A 15,157-nucleotide genomic window follows, 5' to 3' on the forward strand; every position below is an offset into this window, starting at 1 on the left:
TGGAGGTCACGAGGAGCCTTTCGTTGCAGTGACTTCGGCCGCGATGGGCGGTCACGGGGTCAACGAGGGCTCCCTCGCCGGGTTAGTCAGGAACAGGCCAAGATCAGGCAAAGAACACCGGTATGCCGTGCCCCGCACCTCCCGGCGCGGGGCACGGCATACCGGCGTGAGGCTCAGCTGCGGCGACGCGGGAGCAGGTCCAGGCGGCACGCGCCCGGCTCGGAGAAGGGCGTGAGCGCGGCGGAGCCGGCGTCGGCGCCGAGCTCCTCCAGTGCGGCCTTCACCAGCCCGAGGTGGACGTTGCAGACGACCTCGGGGTGCTCGTACGCGGCCTCCAGCAAGGGGCAGCGACGCAGCTTGACCACCGACGCCCGCTCATCGGCTTCGGGCTCGAAGCCCATCTCGTCGAGCATGGCCACGACCTGGCGCCGGGCGGCCGTGGCGTTGGGCGCCGGCTCCCGACCCGAGGCCAGGGCCAGCTGGTGCCCCCAGGCCGCCCCGGCCGCGAGCGACTCCTGCACCGGCTCGGCGCTGGCGCGCACCAGGTGCGCGGCGAGCGCGGCCGCCAGCCCGGCGTACTCGCGGACGACCGCGCCGGACTCCTCCCCCGGCTCCGGCATGTCCACCGCCGCGTAGAGCCAGGCCGGCCGTCCCCGACCGTGCGGGTCGGCGGCGACCCGGGTGGCGTAGCCGTCGGTCACCAGTGCGTCGAGGTGCTCGCGCACGGTGTTGGGGTGCTGGCGCATCACCGCCGCCAGGGCCGCGACCCGGCACGGCTCGGGCTGGTCGGCCAGGCGCTGCAGGACCGCGGCCCGGGCGCGTGTCAGGCGGGGCCGTCGGCGGCGGCGCGAGGGGCCCGGCAGCGGCCCCGTCGGGACATCGCCGCTGGTCAGCGCGGGCGGCGCCGGCGTGAGGCGCTTCAGCGTATTTTTCACGGAAACAATCCTAATAAAATGTGACTTGTCAGCTTCCCGCGCCTCCTTTGGAGTGGCACCGCCATGCTTTCTGCCGAGTCCGCCGCCGTCGTCAGGGCCACGGCCGCCGTCGTTGCCCAGCACGCGGTCGAGATCACCTCCCGCTTCTACCCGGCCATGTTCGAGGCCCATCCGGAGCTGCTGCGACTGTTCAACACCGGCAACCAGGCCAACGGTGACCAGCGCCGGGCCCTGGCGGCGTCCGTGGTCGCCTACGCCACGCAGCTCGTCGACCCCGACGCCCCGTCGTTCGAGCCGGTCCTGGAGCGGATCGCCCACAAGCACGTGTCGCTCGGGATCCGCCCGGAGCAGTACACGGTCGTCGGCCGCTACCTCATGGGCGCGATCGGCGAGGTCCTCGGCGACGCCGTCACCCCGGAGGTCGCGCAGGCGTGGGACGAGGTCTACTGGCTGTTCGCCACGCAGCTCATCGCCGAGGAGGCGCGGCTCTACACCAGGGCCGGTGTGGACCCGGCGCACCCGTGGCGCCGGTTCGAGGTGGCCGAGCGCATCCAGGAGGCCACCGACGTCGTCACCCTGGTGCTGCGTCCGGTCGACGACGAGCCGGTCCCGGCCCACCGGCCCGGGCAGTACGTCTCGGTGGCGGTCGACCTGCCGGACGGCACGCGCCAGCCCCGGCAGTACACCGTCTCCAGCGGGCCGCGTCCGGAGACCGTCCAGATCACCGTGCGCCGGCAGCGCGGACGGGACGGCGCCCCCGACGGCCTGGTCTCCACCTTCCTGCACGACCAGGTGCGGGCCGGCCACCTGCTGGACGTGGGCACACCCTGTGGCGACGTCGTGCTGCAGGACGGCTCCGACCCCTTGCTGCTGATCAGCGCCGGTGTCGGCATCACCCCGGTGGCCGCGATCCTGGACGAGCTGTCGGCGCACCAGCCCGGCCGGCCCGTCACCGTCGCCCACGCCGACCGCTCGGCCGCACACCACCCGCTCTACGCGACGGTCGCCTCCGCCGCCCGCGCCCTCGACCGCCTCACCGTGCACACCTGGTACGAGCAGGTCGACGAGCGCGGCGCGTGCCGGGCGGCCAGCGAGGGGCTGATGGACCTGGCCGAGGTCGCGGTCCCCCGCAACGCGCAGGTCTTCATGTGCGGCCCGCTGCCGTTCATGCGCGACGCGCGGGCGGCCCTGATCAAGCGTGGCGTGCCTGCGAGCCGGATCCGCTACGAGGTGTTCGGTCCCGACCTGTGGGCCGGCGCCCCCGACGCGGCCTGACCGCCCCACCCCTCCACCACCTGACCACCTGACCCTGCGGGCGGCGACGCCCGCAGCCCCCGACCCCCGGCGGCGCACCTCCCTCCCCCTTTAGAGGTGCGTCGCCGGGTCATCACGCACCCACCCCGCGGCCGGTGGGCGGGCATCCGGACGCCGCCCGACCGCGCATACCGACCCGCGGGCGCACCCTCGGTGAGGCAGGATCGGGCCATGACGACCCTGGCACCGGACCCGGCCGACCTCGACCGGCGGCGCGGGCTGCGCCGGATGCGGCTGCTGGCGCTCTCGCTGCTGGTCGTGGCCGCGGCCGTCTTCGTCCTCACGCTCCAACGCGGCGGGGCGTGGGGCTATGTCAACACCACCGCCGAGGCGGCCATGGTCGGTGCGCTGGCCGACTGGTTCGCGGTGACCGCGCTGTTCCGGCACCCGCTCGGCCTGCCGGTGCCGCACACCGCGATCATCCCCACGCGCAAGGACGCTCTGGCGCAGAACCTCGAGGACTTCGTCGGCACGCACTTCCTCACCGCCGAGGCGGTGCGCGAGCGGTATGCCGCGGCGGACGTCACCCGCCGGGTGGGCCGGTGGCTCAGCGAGCCCCGGCACAGCGCCCGCGTGGTGGCCGAGGCCTCGGCCCTGACCGAGCGCGCGATGGCCCGCCTCGAGGACGATGACGTGCGCGCGGTGATCGAGAACGCCCTGCTGCCGGGCCTGCTCGAGGAGCCGGTGAGCCCGCTGGCCGGCCACCTGCTGGAGGAGGTCGTCGCCGACGGGGCCCACCGAGGGGTCGTCGACCTGGCGGTCAACGAGGTCCACGCGTGGCTGGTCGCCAACGAGGCGACCGTCGCGTCGATGCTCACCGACCGGGCGCCGTGGTGGACCCCGCAGTGGCTGGACGAGCGGGTCGCCGAGCGGATCCACCGGGAAGCCGTGGCCTGGGTCAGCGACATCCGCGACGACCCCGACCACCGGGTACGGCAGGCGCTGGACGACCTGCTCACCGACCTGGCCCACGACCTGCAGCACGACCCGGACACCATGGCGCGGGCCGAGTCGCTCAAGACCCGGCTGCTCAGCCACCCGCAGGTCGGCGAGACCGCGGTCGCGGTGTGGAACGCGATCCGCACCTCCCTGTCCCGGGCGCTGCGCGACGAGGGCGGGCTGCTGCGCCGGCGGCTGACCGAGGAGGTCGGCCGGCTCGGCGAGCGCCTCGTCACCGACGACGGGCTGCGGGCGCGGGTCGACGCCTACGCCGGGGATGCCCTCGAGTACGTGGTGAAGACCTACGGCCACGAGATCGCCTCGGTCATCTCCCAGACGATCAACCGGTGGGACGGCAAGGAGGCGGCCGAGCGGATCGAGCTGCACGTCGGCCGCGACCTGCAGTTCATCAGGATCAACGGCACCATCGTCGGCGGCCTGGCCGGCCTGCTGATCCACACCGCCGCCACCCTGCTCTGAGGCGGCCCGGGCGACCGGGCGGCATACCCCGTCCTTCCCGCAGTTCCCTTGCGCCACACGAGTCGGCGGACTCTGGGAACGGCCTGAAAACGGGCTGTGGAGGCTGCTGTGACGCCCGCCTCATTAGGGTTCCCTTTGTCCCGGTTTGTGCTGCTAGCGTCCGGCCACTTCCGTGCCCCCTGCACATGGGCTCACCGAGTCATCCCCCTGGAGGTCCAGCACATGGCCCAGACCACGACCGCCCCGAGCGGATCCGGAAGCTCCCCCAAACTGAGACGTGACGTCGGGTTCTGGGGCCTGACCTTCGTCTCCCTCGGATCGATCATCGGCTCCGGGTGGCTGCTCGGTGCCCTCCTCGCCGCCCAGGTCGCCGGACCGGCCTCGATCATCTCCTGGCTGATGGCCGGCGCCTTCCTGGCGGTCCTGGCCCTCGTGCACGCCGAGCTCGGCGCGGCCTACCCGGTCTCCGGCGGCACCGCCCGCTTCCCCCACATCGCGTTCGGCTCCATCGCCGGCTTCACCAGCGGCTGGATGGGCTGGCTCCAGGCGGTGACCATCGCCCCGATCGAGGTCGAGGCGGCGCTGTCCTACACGAACAACAAGCTCCCCGGCCTGATCCACGACAACGGGACGCTGAGCACCACCGGCCTCATCGTGGCCTCGGTGCTGATGCTGCTCTTCACCATCATCAACATCGTCGGGGTCAAGCTGCTCGCCGAGACCAACACGGTCACGGTGATCTGGAAGACGGCCATCCCGGTGCTGACGATCGTCGTGCTGCTGCTGATGTCCTTCCACTCCTCCAACTTCCACGCCGGCGGCGGGTTCGCCCCCTTCGGCGCCCACGGCGTGATGGCGGCGCTGCCGGCCGGCGTCGTGTTCGCCCTCCAGGGCTTCGAGCAGGCCATCCAGATGGGCGGCGAGGCGCGCAACCCCCAGCGCGACATCTCTCGCGCGGTCATCACCGCCATGGTCATCGGCACGATCATCTACCTGATGCTCGAGGTCGCCTTCATCGGCGCCATCAACCCGGCCAACCTCGCCCACGGCTGGGCCAACCCGATCGGCAAGGGCGACTTCGGCCCATACGCCACCCTCGCGACGGGCATCGGCGCCGGCTGGCTGGCTGCCCTGCTCTACATCGACGCGGTCATCTCCCCCACCGGGACGGGCCTGCTGTATGTCGGGACCTCGGCGCGGCTGTCCTACGCGCTGGGGCACAACCGACACCTGCCTCGCGGCCTCGCCAAGGTGAGCCTGCGCGGCGTGCCGCTCACCTCGATCCTGTTGGCGTTCATCGTCGGCGAGATCGCTTTCCTGCCATTCCCGAGCTGGCAGTCGCTGGTCGGACTGGTGACCTCCGCGACGGCGATCATGTACGGCTTCGCGCCGGTCGCCCTCGGGGCCCTGCGCCGCGTGGACGGCGAGCGGCACCGCCCGTTCCGCCTCCCTGCGGCGTCGATCCTGAGCCCGCTGGCCTTCATTGCGGCGAACTTCATCGTCTACTGGTCCGGCTGGAAGGCCGACGAGAAGCTGGTGATCGCCGCCCTCATCGGCCTGGTGCTGTTCGGCATCAACTACGTCCGCACGCCCGCCGAGGAGCGCCCGGTGCTGGACCTCCGGGCCTCGGCCTGGGTGCTGCCGTGGCTGCTGGGCCTGGCCGTCATCTCCAAGCTCGGCCAGTTCGGCGGCGACAAGGTCATCCCGGCCTGGGTCGACCTGGCCGTCGTGGCCGTCTTCGCCCTCGCGGTCTACCACTTCGGTGCCCGCTCCGGCATGGAGGGCGCCAGCGAAGAGGCCGTGCTCGAGGACGAGCGCGCCGAGGAGGGTGACCTCGTCACCGCATAGGTCTGCACCGCACCGTCGTCGGGCACGCGAGCTTCAGGCTCGCGTGCCCGACGCGTCTGCATTGGGTAAAGACGACCCGCGGCCGGTGCCCCGCTGCCTACCGTCGCAGGCGGGAGGACACCGGCGCACCCGCTGGGCCGTGGCCGGGGGCCACCGCGACAGGGCGTGACGGGGTCGTCCCGCCCCTCCCCCCGTGACCCGCCCGCACCCACCCCGGGCAGGGTCTTTCGCGAAAGGTTCCACCCATGCGCCTGACCGCCTTGTGTGCCGCCGCCGGCCTCGCCGGCCTGGCCGGCCTTGTTGCCCCCTCCGCCGCCATGGCGGCCTCGCACGCGTCGGCCCACCCGGCCGACCACGGCAAGCACGCCGCCACCTCCCACGGCGCCAAGCACGACAAGCTCGCCGGCCTGCGCAAGGGCACGACGGCGGTCATCGCCGCCCAGACCCGCTCCGTCACCAGGCTCCTCGCCACCGAGAACGCGTCCTCCCGACTCAACACCACGGACAAGGCTGCCCTCGCCGCCGCGACCGCGAACGCCCTGACGGCTCTCGGCGCCGACACCTCTGCGGTGAAGACCGCCGCGACGGCACGCGACCTCCAGAAGCTCGGACAGGCCGCGGTCCGCACGGGCCAGGTCGCCCACGCGCAGTACGTCGTCGTGCTGGCCGCCGACCGGCAGGAGAGCGCCTCGGCCGCCCTGGCCCAGAGCGTGACCGCGCTGCAGACGCAGGTGGGCACCGCGACCCAGGCCGGCACCGACACCACGGCCCTGACGGCGGCCCTGACCGACCTCACCACCCAGCTCGCCACCGTCGACAGCAGCGCGAGCGGCGTCGTGACGGCGATCCTGGCGCTCTCCCCGACCGCGTCCCACACGGACCTGGTGACCGCCGAGCGCAGCGCCCGCACCGCGCTCCAGGCTGGGCACACCGCGCTCGCGGCCGCGACCACCGACGCCGACACGGTGAAGGCGGCCCTGGGCGGCTGACCCCGGGCACGTGGATCCGTGGGGTCGCGGACACCGGGCCGCGCGTGAGCTCGACCTTCGGGCTCACGCGCGGCTCAGGCGCCGGGTGAGAGGTAGGACGGCCCGCTGGGCGCCGGCGGCTCCTGCGTCTCGGGCACCTCCCCGGTGCGCTCGTGGCGCTCGATGAGCCGACGGCTCACGGCACGCAGCACCCGGGCGACCTCGACCGGGTCGGTGCCCGACGGCAGGAAGCCCCAGAGCTCCGGGCGCGGCAGTGCCACGTCGTCGAGGAACCCCTCCGGATCCACCGCCCAGAACCGGGATCGGCCGCGCGCCACGGCCAGGCGCAGCAGGTGCGGGGACCCCGGCAGCGCGAAGGTCAGGTGCCAGCCCCCGTCGGTCGCGACCCCGAAGCCGACCAGGGTCGCCTCGGTGGGCAGGAACGTCACGGCCGGTCCAGGGCGTCGTCGACCAGCTCGGCCAGCCCGCCCATGATGAGCGTCAGCACGTGCGCACTGCCCGGGAAGTCGGGCACCGCGGCGAGCAGGTCGTTGCTCAGGAACGCCGAGTAGCGCAGGCCGTCGTCGCCCACGGCCCACGCCCCGAAGGAGGTGTGCGCCTCGCCCGCGGGCGGACGGGTGCGGCCGGGCAGCTCGACGTCGACCCGGAGCCCCTCGCCCAGCCAACGGGAGGGCGCGATGGCGACCCTCAGGCGGGCACGGGTGCCGAGCTCGGCGGTCGAGCCCGCGTCCTCGTGCTCGAAGGCCCAACCCGGCAGGTCCCACAGCATCTGGTCCTGCAGCAGCGGCAGGGCGAGCCTGGCGGGACTGTCGACGCTCGACAGGAGCCTCATCGGAAACCAGCCCGAGGACTCGGCCAGGGCGGTGTGGACCAGGTCGGCTGCCGCGGCGAGCGTCAAGGCCTCCCGACGGTCCTCCAGCCGCGGTGGCACGGTGAACGACACGGTCAGGTCCGCCCCACCGTCGACCCCGGGCGTCCATGTGCCGAAGACCCCGGCGCCACGGCGGTCCCGCCGAGGCACGACCATCCCCGGCGTGGCGCAGGTGAGGTGCGCGCGACCGGTGGACGCGTCATACCGGCGGGTGAGGGTCGTCCGTCCCCAGCCGGAGCTGACCGCAAGGCTGTCCCGGCCGGCCCACAGCTCGCCGGCGAGCCACCGGCGCAGCGTCGCCCGCGCGTCCGGCAGCTCGATCGCGCACGGCGTGAGCTCGTCGTCGGCGTCGGCGCAGGAGAACCAGTGGCCACCGCAGATGAGCCCGTCGAGGGCAGGGATGACCTCGGCTTCCGGTCCGTGACGCTGGACCACCGCGCGCAGCCGCGCGGGCTGGTGGTGCCACCACCGCCGCTGCGCGCCGTCGGGCATCTGGACGAGCACCACGTCCCCCTCGAACCCGAGGACCCGCGCCGGCTCGCGGTCGGCGAAGTGCCGGCGCACCGGGATCCAGTGCATCTGGTGCCCGCGCCGATGGCTCAGGCAGCTGTTGACCTCCGGGATCTTGCGCCCGGACTGCTGTGAACTGTTGCCAGCCATGCTGACCCCCACACCTCGAGGCGCGGGTGACCCGCGCCTGCCGCTCGTACCGCCGGCACGGTGCCGGACAGTCGGGTCTTCTCCCAGGGGCACCGTGTGCGGAAGCGCGGTTGCCGTGACGGCCAGCGGGAGCCTGTATGCCGTCAGCTCAGGACCACCTCCACGGTAGACCCCAGCGCTGACAAGGGTTCTCAGGCCCGCGGCCCCGGCGCGTCGAGCGCAGGTGCAGCCGCGAGACGCCCTCTGTCGGTGGTCACCCCTACCTTCTTCGTACCGGCGGCGCACGCCGTTGTCGGGGGGAGGATGCGTGAACGACCAGCAGGACCGGCGGCCACGGGCCGAGGCCAGCGTGACCGTCGGTGGGACCACCCTGGGCCCGTTCGTCCTGCCCCGCCACAGCCCGGCGGGCGTCGGACGCGCGCCCGGCTGCGCGATACGGCTGGAGCCTGACTGGGCCCCGCGACGGCTGGCGACGTTCGCGCCGGTGGACGACGGCTGGTTGCTGCGCAACGGCGAGCGCACCCGGCTGACCGCCGTCAGCCGGACCCTGCGCCACGGCGTGTTCGAGCGCGGTGCGGTGGTGTTCCTGCAGGCCGGGCGCTGGAGCCTGGCGTGGGACCTCGACGGCGTCTGCACGGCCGAGGTGCGCATCACCTCGGTGCCGCAGGAGGCGAGCGAGCAGCTGCCCTACGCGCTGGACGACACGGTCCGGGACGCCGGCGCCGGCGTCATCGTCCGCACCGCGGTCGCCGGGGCGCGCATGCCCCTCTCGCCGCGGACCCGGCACCGGCTCGCGGTCCTGTTCGCCCACGAGCTCGACGGCACACCCCCACCGGAGAACCTGTGCCGCGCCGCCGGGCGACGGCTCGACCTGGCCGAGGCGCAGGTCAAGCGGACCGCGCTGCGCGTGCGCGACCGGCTCAACGCCCGGCGCGAGCACCCGCTGCAGTCGTTGGAGGAGCTGGGCTACTACCTGGTCCACGTGTCGGGCGCCATCGGCCCCGACGACCTGGATCCGTGAGGGTGGGGCAGGTACCCGGGTACCTGTCGTCCCGGTTCGATCCGTCGCAGACTGGGGAGGAATCCCCGACCTGACCCGTTGGAGTGCTTGTGCCGCCCACCCCACGCCCCGCGTCCGCCAACGCCAGCTTCGTCACCGACCGGCTCGCCGTCGGCGGTGACCTGAGCCCGCGCGAGGAGCTCGCCCTCGTCCAGCTCGAGGAGCTCGTGGAGCACGGCGTCAGCCACATCATCGACGTGCGGATCGAGTGGAGCGACGAGGCGTTCGTGGCCGAGCACGCCCCGCAGATCCGCTACCTGCACCACGGGATGGACGACGCCGGGCAGCAGGTCGACGCCCGCTGGTTCGACTCCGGGGTCGGCTACGCACTGGAGGCGTTCGAGACGACCCCCGACGCGGTCGTGCTGGCCCACTGCCACATGGGCATCAACCGCGGGCCCTCCCTCGGCTTCGCGATCCTGCTCGCCCAGGGCTGGGACCCGGTCGAAGCGCTCGACGCGATCCGGGCGGCCCGGCCGATCGCCTATATCGACTACGCCAAGGACGCGTTGCGCTGGCACCACGAGCGGGTCGGCAGCGAGCGCGCCGCTCTCACCCGCGACCTCAAGCGCCTGGCCGCCTGGCGCCGGCGCAACGAGCTCGACGTCGTCTCGATCATCCGCGGCATCCGCCGGGCCGAGTTCGCCGGCTGACCGCCCCTCGTCAGGGCGCGGGGCGCAGGATCGGCGGGCTGAGCTGCTCGGCCGGCCCCGCGCGATACAGCATGGCGGGGCGGCCGCCGCCGCGCGTGGTCCGCTCCCCCGTCTCGATGAGGAACCCCTCGGCGCCGGTGACCTTGCGGTGGAAGTTGCGCGGGTCCAGGGGCGCCCCCCAGACCGCCTCGTAGACGGCGCGCAGCTCGCCGACGGTGAACTCGGGGCGGCAGAACGCCGTGGCGAGCGGGGAGTACTCCAGCTTGGCCCGCGCCCGCTCGACCCCGTCGCGCAGGATCTGCGCGTGGTCGAAGGCGAGCCGGCGTGACTCCCCCAGCGCCTCGGCCACCGGCACCCAGCGCGCGTCGGCGGCGTCACTGCCCGCCCGCGGGTCAGGCAGGTCGGCCCCGAGGGCCAGCCACGCCACCGAGACCACGCGCATGCGCGGGTCGCGCTTCGGCGCGCCGTAGGTCCGCAGCTGCTCCAGCACCACCTCGGCCCGGCCGACCCCCGCCTCCTCGGCCAGCTCGCGGTAGGCCGCGTCCTCGATGTCCTCCTCGACCTGGGTGAACCCGCCCGGCAGCGCCCACCGGCCGGCATAGGGCTTGCCGCCGCGGCGCACGAGCAGCACCTGGAGCGCCTCGTCGCGCAGGGTGAGGACAACCAGGTCCGCCGTCACGGCGAAGGGCGGGTACTCGCTGGGGTCGTAGGCCATGACCGGATGGTAATCGTCATCTTGACGCTATGCATCCCCGTGACTTATCGTCATCACGACGAGATCGAGAGCAAGGGGGTTGGCATGGAGCTGACGACGATGCAGGCGGACCGCGCCGCCGGGGTGCTGCTGGCGCAGGCCTGCGGGGACGCCCTGGGCGTGCCCTACGAGTTCGGCCGGCCGCCGGTCGGCGAGCCGCAGATGATCGGCGGCGGCCTGGGGCCCTACGCGCCCGGCGAGTGGAGCGACGACACGCAGATGGCGGTCTGTATCGCGCGGGTCGCCGCCCGCGGCGACCTCACCTCCCCCGCGGCGCTCGACGAGGTCGCCGCCGCGTTCGAGGGGTGGCTCCACGGGGGCGCCAGCGACGTCGGCAACCAGACGCGGGTGGTGCTGACCCAGGCCGGCCGTTGGGATGGCCCGGCGGCGCAGCGGCTGCGGGAGGCCAGCGAGCAGCTCCACGCCCGCAACGGCCACACCGCCGGCAACGGCGCCCTGATGCGCACCGGGGTGGTCGGCCTGACCCGACTGGACTCCCGCGAGACCACGGCCCGGGCCGCCCGCGCGATCGCCGAGCTCACCCACACCGACCCGCTCGCCGGCGACTCGTGCGTGCTGTGGTCCGAGGCGATCCGGGTCGCCGTGACCCAGGGGCGGCTCGACCTCATCTCCGGGCTGGACCTGATCCCCGAGGAGCGTCGCGGCCAGTGGTCCCAGTGGATCCACGAGGCGACGGGCGTGGAGTCGAAGACGTTCTGCCCCAACGGTTTCACGGTCACGGCACTCCAGGCAGCGTGGGCCGCGATCAGCTCCACCGACGAGGGCGACGGTTCACCAGCGCACCTGCAGCGGGCACTGGCCGCGGCGGTCCACGCCGGCAACGACACCGACACGGTCGCCGCGATCGCCGGGGCCCTGCTGGGCGCGCGCTACGGCGCCTCGGCGGTCCCGGCCCGGTGGCGCCGGGAGGTCCACGGCTGGCCGGGGATGCGCGCCCGCGACCTGGTGTCCCTGGGCGTGCAGGCCGCGCGCGGCGGCGTGGGCGCCGGACAGTGGCCGCTGGCGAAGGCGATGGCCTCCGGACGCGAGCCGGCCCGCGCCGTGCCGCACCCGCACGATCCCGGGGTGCTGCTGGGCACGCTGGCGGACCTGCACCGCACCGCCGAGCTCGGCGTCGACGCGGTGGTCTCGCTGTGCCGTCTGGGCGCCGACGAGGCCCCCGCCTCCGGCGTCGCCGGCCGCGACCACCTCGAGGTGTGGCTGGTGGACAGCAACCTGCCGGCGGACAACGCCCACCTGGACTTCGTCCTCGACGACGCGGCCGCCGCGGTGCAGCTGCTGCGTGCCGAGGGCAAGCGGGTCCTGCTGCACTGCGTCCACGCCGAGCAGCGCACGCCCAGCGTCGCGCTCCGGTATGCCGTGCGGTTGGGGGCCGACGCGCGCGAGGCGGCGCGCGCGATACAGACGGTGCTGCCGAGCACCCGTGGCTACGGCCGCCTCTGGGAAGCGGCCACGGGAGGACGACGATGAGCTGGACCGAGGTCGCAGGCTTCGCCAGCGGCGCCCTGTGCGTGTGGCTGGTGGTCAAGCAGCACGTGGGGAACTTCCCGGTGGGGATCGCGAACAACGTGTTCTTCATCGTGCTGTTCGTGGGGGCCGGGCTCTACGCCGACGCCGGGCTGCAGGTCGTCTACATCGCCCTGGCGGTGTGGGGCTGGTGGCTGTGGCTGCGCGGCGGACCGCGGCGGAGCGAGCTGGCCGTGCAGCGCACCCCGAGCGGGGCGTGGCCGGCGGTCGTCGTCGGGATCGCTGCCGGCACAGCGCTGCTCGGCTGGGTGCTGTCGACGTGGACGAACTCGACGGTCGCCGGGTGGGACGCGCTGACGACGGTGATGAGCCTGGCCGCGCAGGTCATGCTGAACCGCAAGTGGATCGGCAACTGGTGGGTGTGGATCGCCGCCGACGTCATCTACATCGTGCTCTACGCGGTGAAGGACCTGTGGCTGACGTCGGGGCTCTACGTGCTGTTCCTGGCGATGTGCGTCCAAGGCCTGCGTGAGTGGCGGCGGTCGCTGGCCGCGCATCCCGTTGTGGTGGAGGCTCCTTCGGACGTCGTCGCGGCGGAGGTGGCGCACCCGTGAGCGTGCGCAGGTTCCGGCACGGTCTGGTGCTGGGCAAGTTCTACCCCCTGCACGCCGGGCACTCGGCCCTGATCCGCTCGGCGCTGGCGCAGTGCGACCGGGTGACGGTGCAGGTCCTGGCCAGCTCGGTGGAGTCGATCCCGCTGGAGGTGCGCGCGGGCTGGGTGCGGGAGGAGCACCCGACGGCGCACGTAGTCGCGGCGATGGACGACGCGGAGGTCGACTTCGCCTCGCCGTCGGCCTGGGACGAGCACATGGCCCTCATCGCCGGGCTGCTCGAGACGCCGGTGGACTCGGTGTTCACCTCCGACCCCTATGGCGCAGAGCTGGCCGCACGGCTGGGTGCCACCTGGGTGCAGGTCGACCCGGGCCGGGTGTCGACGCCGGTGTCGGGGACCGCGGTGCGCGCCGGTGTGGAGGGGCACTGGTGGGCACTTGGTCCGGCGGCGCGGGCGTGGTTCACCCGGCGGGTCGTGGTCCTGGGGGCGGAGTCCACCGGCACGACCACCCTGTCGCGGGCGCTGGCCGCGCACTACGGCACGTCGTGGGTGCCGGAGTTCGGGCGCGAGTGGTCCGAGGTCCGCCCCGGCGGCCTGGCCGCTCCGTGGCACACCGCCGAGTTCGACCTGGTGGCAAGGGAGCAGGCCCGCCTGGAGGACGCGGCGCTGCGCGCCGTCCCGCGGCCGCTGCTGGTGTGCGACACCGACGTGCTGGCGACCACCGTGTGGCACGAGCGCTACCTGGGCTCGCCCTCGGCGACGGTCGAGGCGCTGGCCAAGGCGCGGGTGCCAGACCTCTACGTGCTCACCGACTGCGACATCCCGTTCGTCCAGGACGGGCTGCGCGACGGGGAGCACCTGCGGCCGTGGATGACCGCCCGGTTCCGCGAGGTACTGGCCGCCCAGCCGGCCCCCTGGGTCGAGGTGAGCGGTCAGCACGAGGCCCGGCTGGCGGCGGCTGTCGCGGCGGTCGACGCCCTCCTGGCGCGCGGCTGGGACCTGGCCGACCCGCTCGGCTAGAACCCGTAGGTCACGATCGCCTGGGTCTCGGCGACCTCCACGGCGGCGGTCGAGGTCGGCCCCTTGAGCTCGGTCGGGGCGCCGGGGATGGTGACCGGGGTGCCGTTGACCGCGAAGGTCACCGACCAGACCGGCCGGGCCGTCGCGGCGAAGGCCGGCTGACCGTCGTCACCGTGGGTGCTGCCGGACACCGAGGAGCGCGGGTAGACGTAGGAGCACTGCGCCGACCGGGACGTGGTCCACGGGCAGTTGGTCGGGCCGCTGCCGTCGCCGGGGTCGAGCTCGAGGTGGTCCGGGGTCGCCCGGGCGACGAGGCCGAACGCCGAGGATCCGGTGAGCGGCCCGGCGGACAGGCCCTCGGCCCAGAACCAGGTGTCGAGGTAGACCAGCGTGCGGTGGTCGGGGTTGAACCGCAGCTGGGCGGTGGGTGGCCGCAGCGCGCCGAAGGCCGTCAGCGCCTGCTCCTGCAGGCTCGGTGGCTGCGGCTTCTTGGTGTTGTCCCACACGGCGGTGCCCGACCAGGTGGCGCCGCTGAAGCACATCACGACGTGCCACTGGGCGTCCTTGGACGGCGGCGGCCCCTGGGGCGGGGCGTAGGGCGCGACGTTGTCCTTGATGTAGCAGGGCGTCGTCCCGTCGCAGAACGTGGCCGGCGGCAGGAGGGTGCAGCTCGGCGTCGAGGCGCCGCCACCCCCGGGCTCCCCCGGCGTGCCCGTCGAGGTCCCGTCGGTGCAGACATAGCTGATGCTGCCGTCGGGGTTGTGCCGGACCTCCATGTTGTCGCAGGCGTGGGCGAGCTGTGGCGCCATCAGCATCGTCACGCCGACGGTGGCAACGAGCACGAGCAGTCGGCTCACCGCCCGGGCCCACCGGTGTCCGGGGCGGTCGGCCCGGCGCAGGGTGCCGGCGCGCATCAGCGGGCCCCCGGCGTGCACGCCGCGCCATCGCTCTGCCCGGTGACCAGCCACCGGCTGCCGGCACGCACGAAGCGGACGGTGACCAGCAATGGCGGCGCCGGCGTGGCCGTGGCGAGGGCCTCCTGCCCGCCCTTGCGCACCGAGTAGCCGCCGCGGGTGTCGACGCAGTCGACCAGGACCGCGGTGTTGCCGGTCACCGTCGTCGAGCGGACGTCGCGGCCCCAGGGCTTGACCTGGATGTAGCCCGCCGACTGCGTGGCGTCGAGGTTCTTGGCGTACTTCAGCGCCCAGGGGTCCTGGGCGACCTCATGCATCTTGGCCATGTCGACCTTGGCTCCCCCCGAGATCGCGTTGGACAGGTCGCGGTAGCGCCCGTAGGCGTCGATCACCGCCTGCTGCTCCGCCGAGGGCGCCGGCGCCGCCGCGGCAGTGGTGGTGCCCGAGGGCTGGTAGGTCTTCAGGGATCCCGCGCCCGACGCCCCGCCGCAGCCGGCGAGCAGCGCGACCACGGCGATCGGTGCGACGACGGCGATCGGCGCGCAGCGCCAGGCCGTGACGGTCCCCATCAGACAAGCCCCCTCGTCAGTCCTTCCCCGCCGCCGCTGCGTCGGCGTCC

15 protein-coding genes and 1 riboswitch are annotated in these 15,157 nt (G+C 73.8%); of the genes, 9 read left to right on the plus strand and 6 right to left on the minus strand.

Annotated elements, in window-relative coordinates:
• Window positions 1-173: 173 nt before the first annotated feature.
• Window positions 174-935, minus strand: a complete 762-nt coding sequence (locus AC3ANM_RS04640) for a helix-turn-helix transcriptional regulator (RefSeq protein WP_488286971.1) — start codon at window positions 933-935, stop codon at window positions 174-176.
• 63 nt (window positions 936-998) lie between these two features.
• Here AC3ANM_RS04640 and AC3ANM_RS04645 point away from each other — a divergent pair, with 63 nt between their 5' ends.
• From AC3ANM_RS04645 to AC3ANM_RS04660, 4 genes are all read left to right on the plus strand, one after another.
• The gene (locus AC3ANM_RS04645) at window positions 999-2,210 is read left to right on the plus strand and encodes a globin domain-containing protein (protein ID WP_488286972.1); all 1,212 of its coding nucleotides are present in this window, start codon (window positions 999-1,001) and stop codon (window positions 2,208-2,210) included.
• A gap of 210 nt (window positions 2,211-2,420) precedes the next feature.
• Window positions 2,421-3,668, plus strand: a complete 1,248-nt coding sequence (locus AC3ANM_RS04650; RefSeq protein ID WP_488286973.1) for a DUF445 domain-containing protein — start codon at window positions 2,421-2,423, stop codon at window positions 3,666-3,668.
• A gap of 222 nt (window positions 3,669-3,890) precedes the next feature.
• On the plus strand, window positions 3,891-5,516 hold the full coding sequence (locus AC3ANM_RS04655; RefSeq protein WP_488286974.1) for an APC family permease: 1,626 nt from the start codon (window positions 3,891-3,893) through the stop codon (window positions 5,514-5,516).
• Window positions 5,517-5,761: 245 nt separating this feature from the next.
• Window positions 5,762-6,505: a hypothetical protein gene (locus AC3ANM_RS04660; RefSeq protein WP_488286975.1), complete on the plus strand. Its 744-nt coding sequence runs from the start codon at window positions 5,762-5,764 to the stop codon at window positions 6,503-6,505.
• Window positions 6,506-6,579: 74 nt separating this feature from the next.
• Here AC3ANM_RS04660 and AC3ANM_RS04665 read toward each other — a convergent pair whose 3' ends face one another.
• Complete coding sequence (locus AC3ANM_RS04665) at window positions 6,580-6,933, minus strand: hypothetical protein (RefSeq protein ID WP_488286976.1); 354 nt, start codon at window positions 6,931-6,933, stop codon at window positions 6,580-6,582.
• Window positions 6,930-8,036 (minus strand): hypothetical protein, encoded by a 1,107-nt coding sequence (locus AC3ANM_RS04670; protein ID WP_488286977.1) that lies wholly within the window; start codon window positions 8,034-8,036, stop codon window positions 6,930-6,932. Before AC3ANM_RS04670 ends, AC3ANM_RS04665 begins: the two co-directional genes overlap by 4 nt.
• Before the next feature lie 37 nt (window positions 8,037-8,073).
• Window positions 8,074-8,192, minus strand: a riboswitch (SAM riboswitch).
• Window positions 8,193-8,343: 151 nt separating this feature from the next.
• Here AC3ANM_RS04670 and AC3ANM_RS04675 point away from each other — a divergent pair.
• Both AC3ANM_RS04675 and AC3ANM_RS04680 read left to right on the plus strand, forming a co-directional pair.
• The gene (locus AC3ANM_RS04675; RefSeq protein ID WP_488286978.1) at window positions 8,344-9,057 is read left to right on the plus strand and encodes a hypothetical protein; all 714 of its coding nucleotides are present in this window, start codon (window positions 8,344-8,346) and stop codon (window positions 9,055-9,057) included.
• A gap of 89 nt (window positions 9,058-9,146) precedes the next feature.
• Complete coding sequence (locus AC3ANM_RS04680) at window positions 9,147-9,749, plus strand: dual specificity protein phosphatase family protein (RefSeq protein ID WP_488286979.1); 603 nt, start codon at window positions 9,147-9,149, stop codon at window positions 9,747-9,749.
• 10 nt (window positions 9,750-9,759) lie between these two features.
• On the opposite strand, the gene AC3ANM_RS04685 is transcribed toward AC3ANM_RS04680, so the two are convergent.
• Window positions 9,760-10,464 (minus strand): NUDIX hydrolase, encoded by a 705-nt coding sequence (locus AC3ANM_RS04685; protein WP_488286980.1) that lies wholly within the window; start codon window positions 10,462-10,464, stop codon window positions 9,760-9,762.
• An 84-nt stretch (window positions 10,465-10,548) separates the two neighbouring features.
• Between AC3ANM_RS04685 and AC3ANM_RS04690 the strand changes: the two genes are divergently transcribed.
• From AC3ANM_RS04690 to AC3ANM_RS04700, 3 genes are read left to right on the plus strand one after another with little or no spacing between them, the layout of a single operon-like run.
• The gene (locus AC3ANM_RS04690; protein WP_488286981.1) at window positions 10,549-11,994 is read left to right on the plus strand and encodes an ADP-ribosylglycohydrolase family protein; all 1,446 of its coding nucleotides are present in this window, start codon (window positions 10,549-10,551) and stop codon (window positions 11,992-11,994) included.
• The gene (gene pnuC / locus AC3ANM_RS04695; protein WP_488286982.1) at window positions 11,991-12,605 is read left to right on the plus strand and encodes a nicotinamide riboside transporter PnuC; all 615 of its coding nucleotides are present in this window, start codon (window positions 11,991-11,993) and stop codon (window positions 12,603-12,605) included. The genes AC3ANM_RS04690 and pnuC overlap by 4 nt, the downstream gene beginning before the upstream one ends.
• Window positions 12,602-13,624 (plus strand): AAA family ATPase, encoded by a 1,023-nt coding sequence (locus AC3ANM_RS04700; protein ID WP_488286983.1) that lies wholly within the window; start codon window positions 12,602-12,604, stop codon window positions 13,622-13,624. The genes pnuC and AC3ANM_RS04700 overlap by 4 nt, the downstream gene beginning before the upstream one ends.
• Here the strand turns inward: AC3ANM_RS04700 and AC3ANM_RS04705 are convergent.
• Together AC3ANM_RS04705 and AC3ANM_RS04710 are read right to left on the minus strand one after the other, a co-directional pair.
• The gene (locus tag AC3ANM_RS04705; RefSeq protein ID WP_488286984.1) at window positions 13,621-14,538 is read right to left on the minus strand and encodes a hypothetical protein; all 918 of its coding nucleotides are present in this window, start codon (window positions 14,536-14,538) and stop codon (window positions 13,621-13,623) included. The genes AC3ANM_RS04700 and AC3ANM_RS04705 overlap by 4 nt on opposite strands.
• Complete coding sequence (locus tag AC3ANM_RS04710; RefSeq protein ID WP_488286985.1) at window positions 14,538-15,107, minus strand: hypothetical protein; 570 nt, start codon at window positions 15,105-15,107, stop codon at window positions 14,538-14,540. Before AC3ANM_RS04710 ends, AC3ANM_RS04705 begins: the two co-directional genes overlap by 1 nt.
• Window positions 15,108-15,157 lie beyond the last annotated feature (50 nt).

It is taken from the genome of Oryzihumus sp. JJN4-3R, from assembly GCF_057747915.1.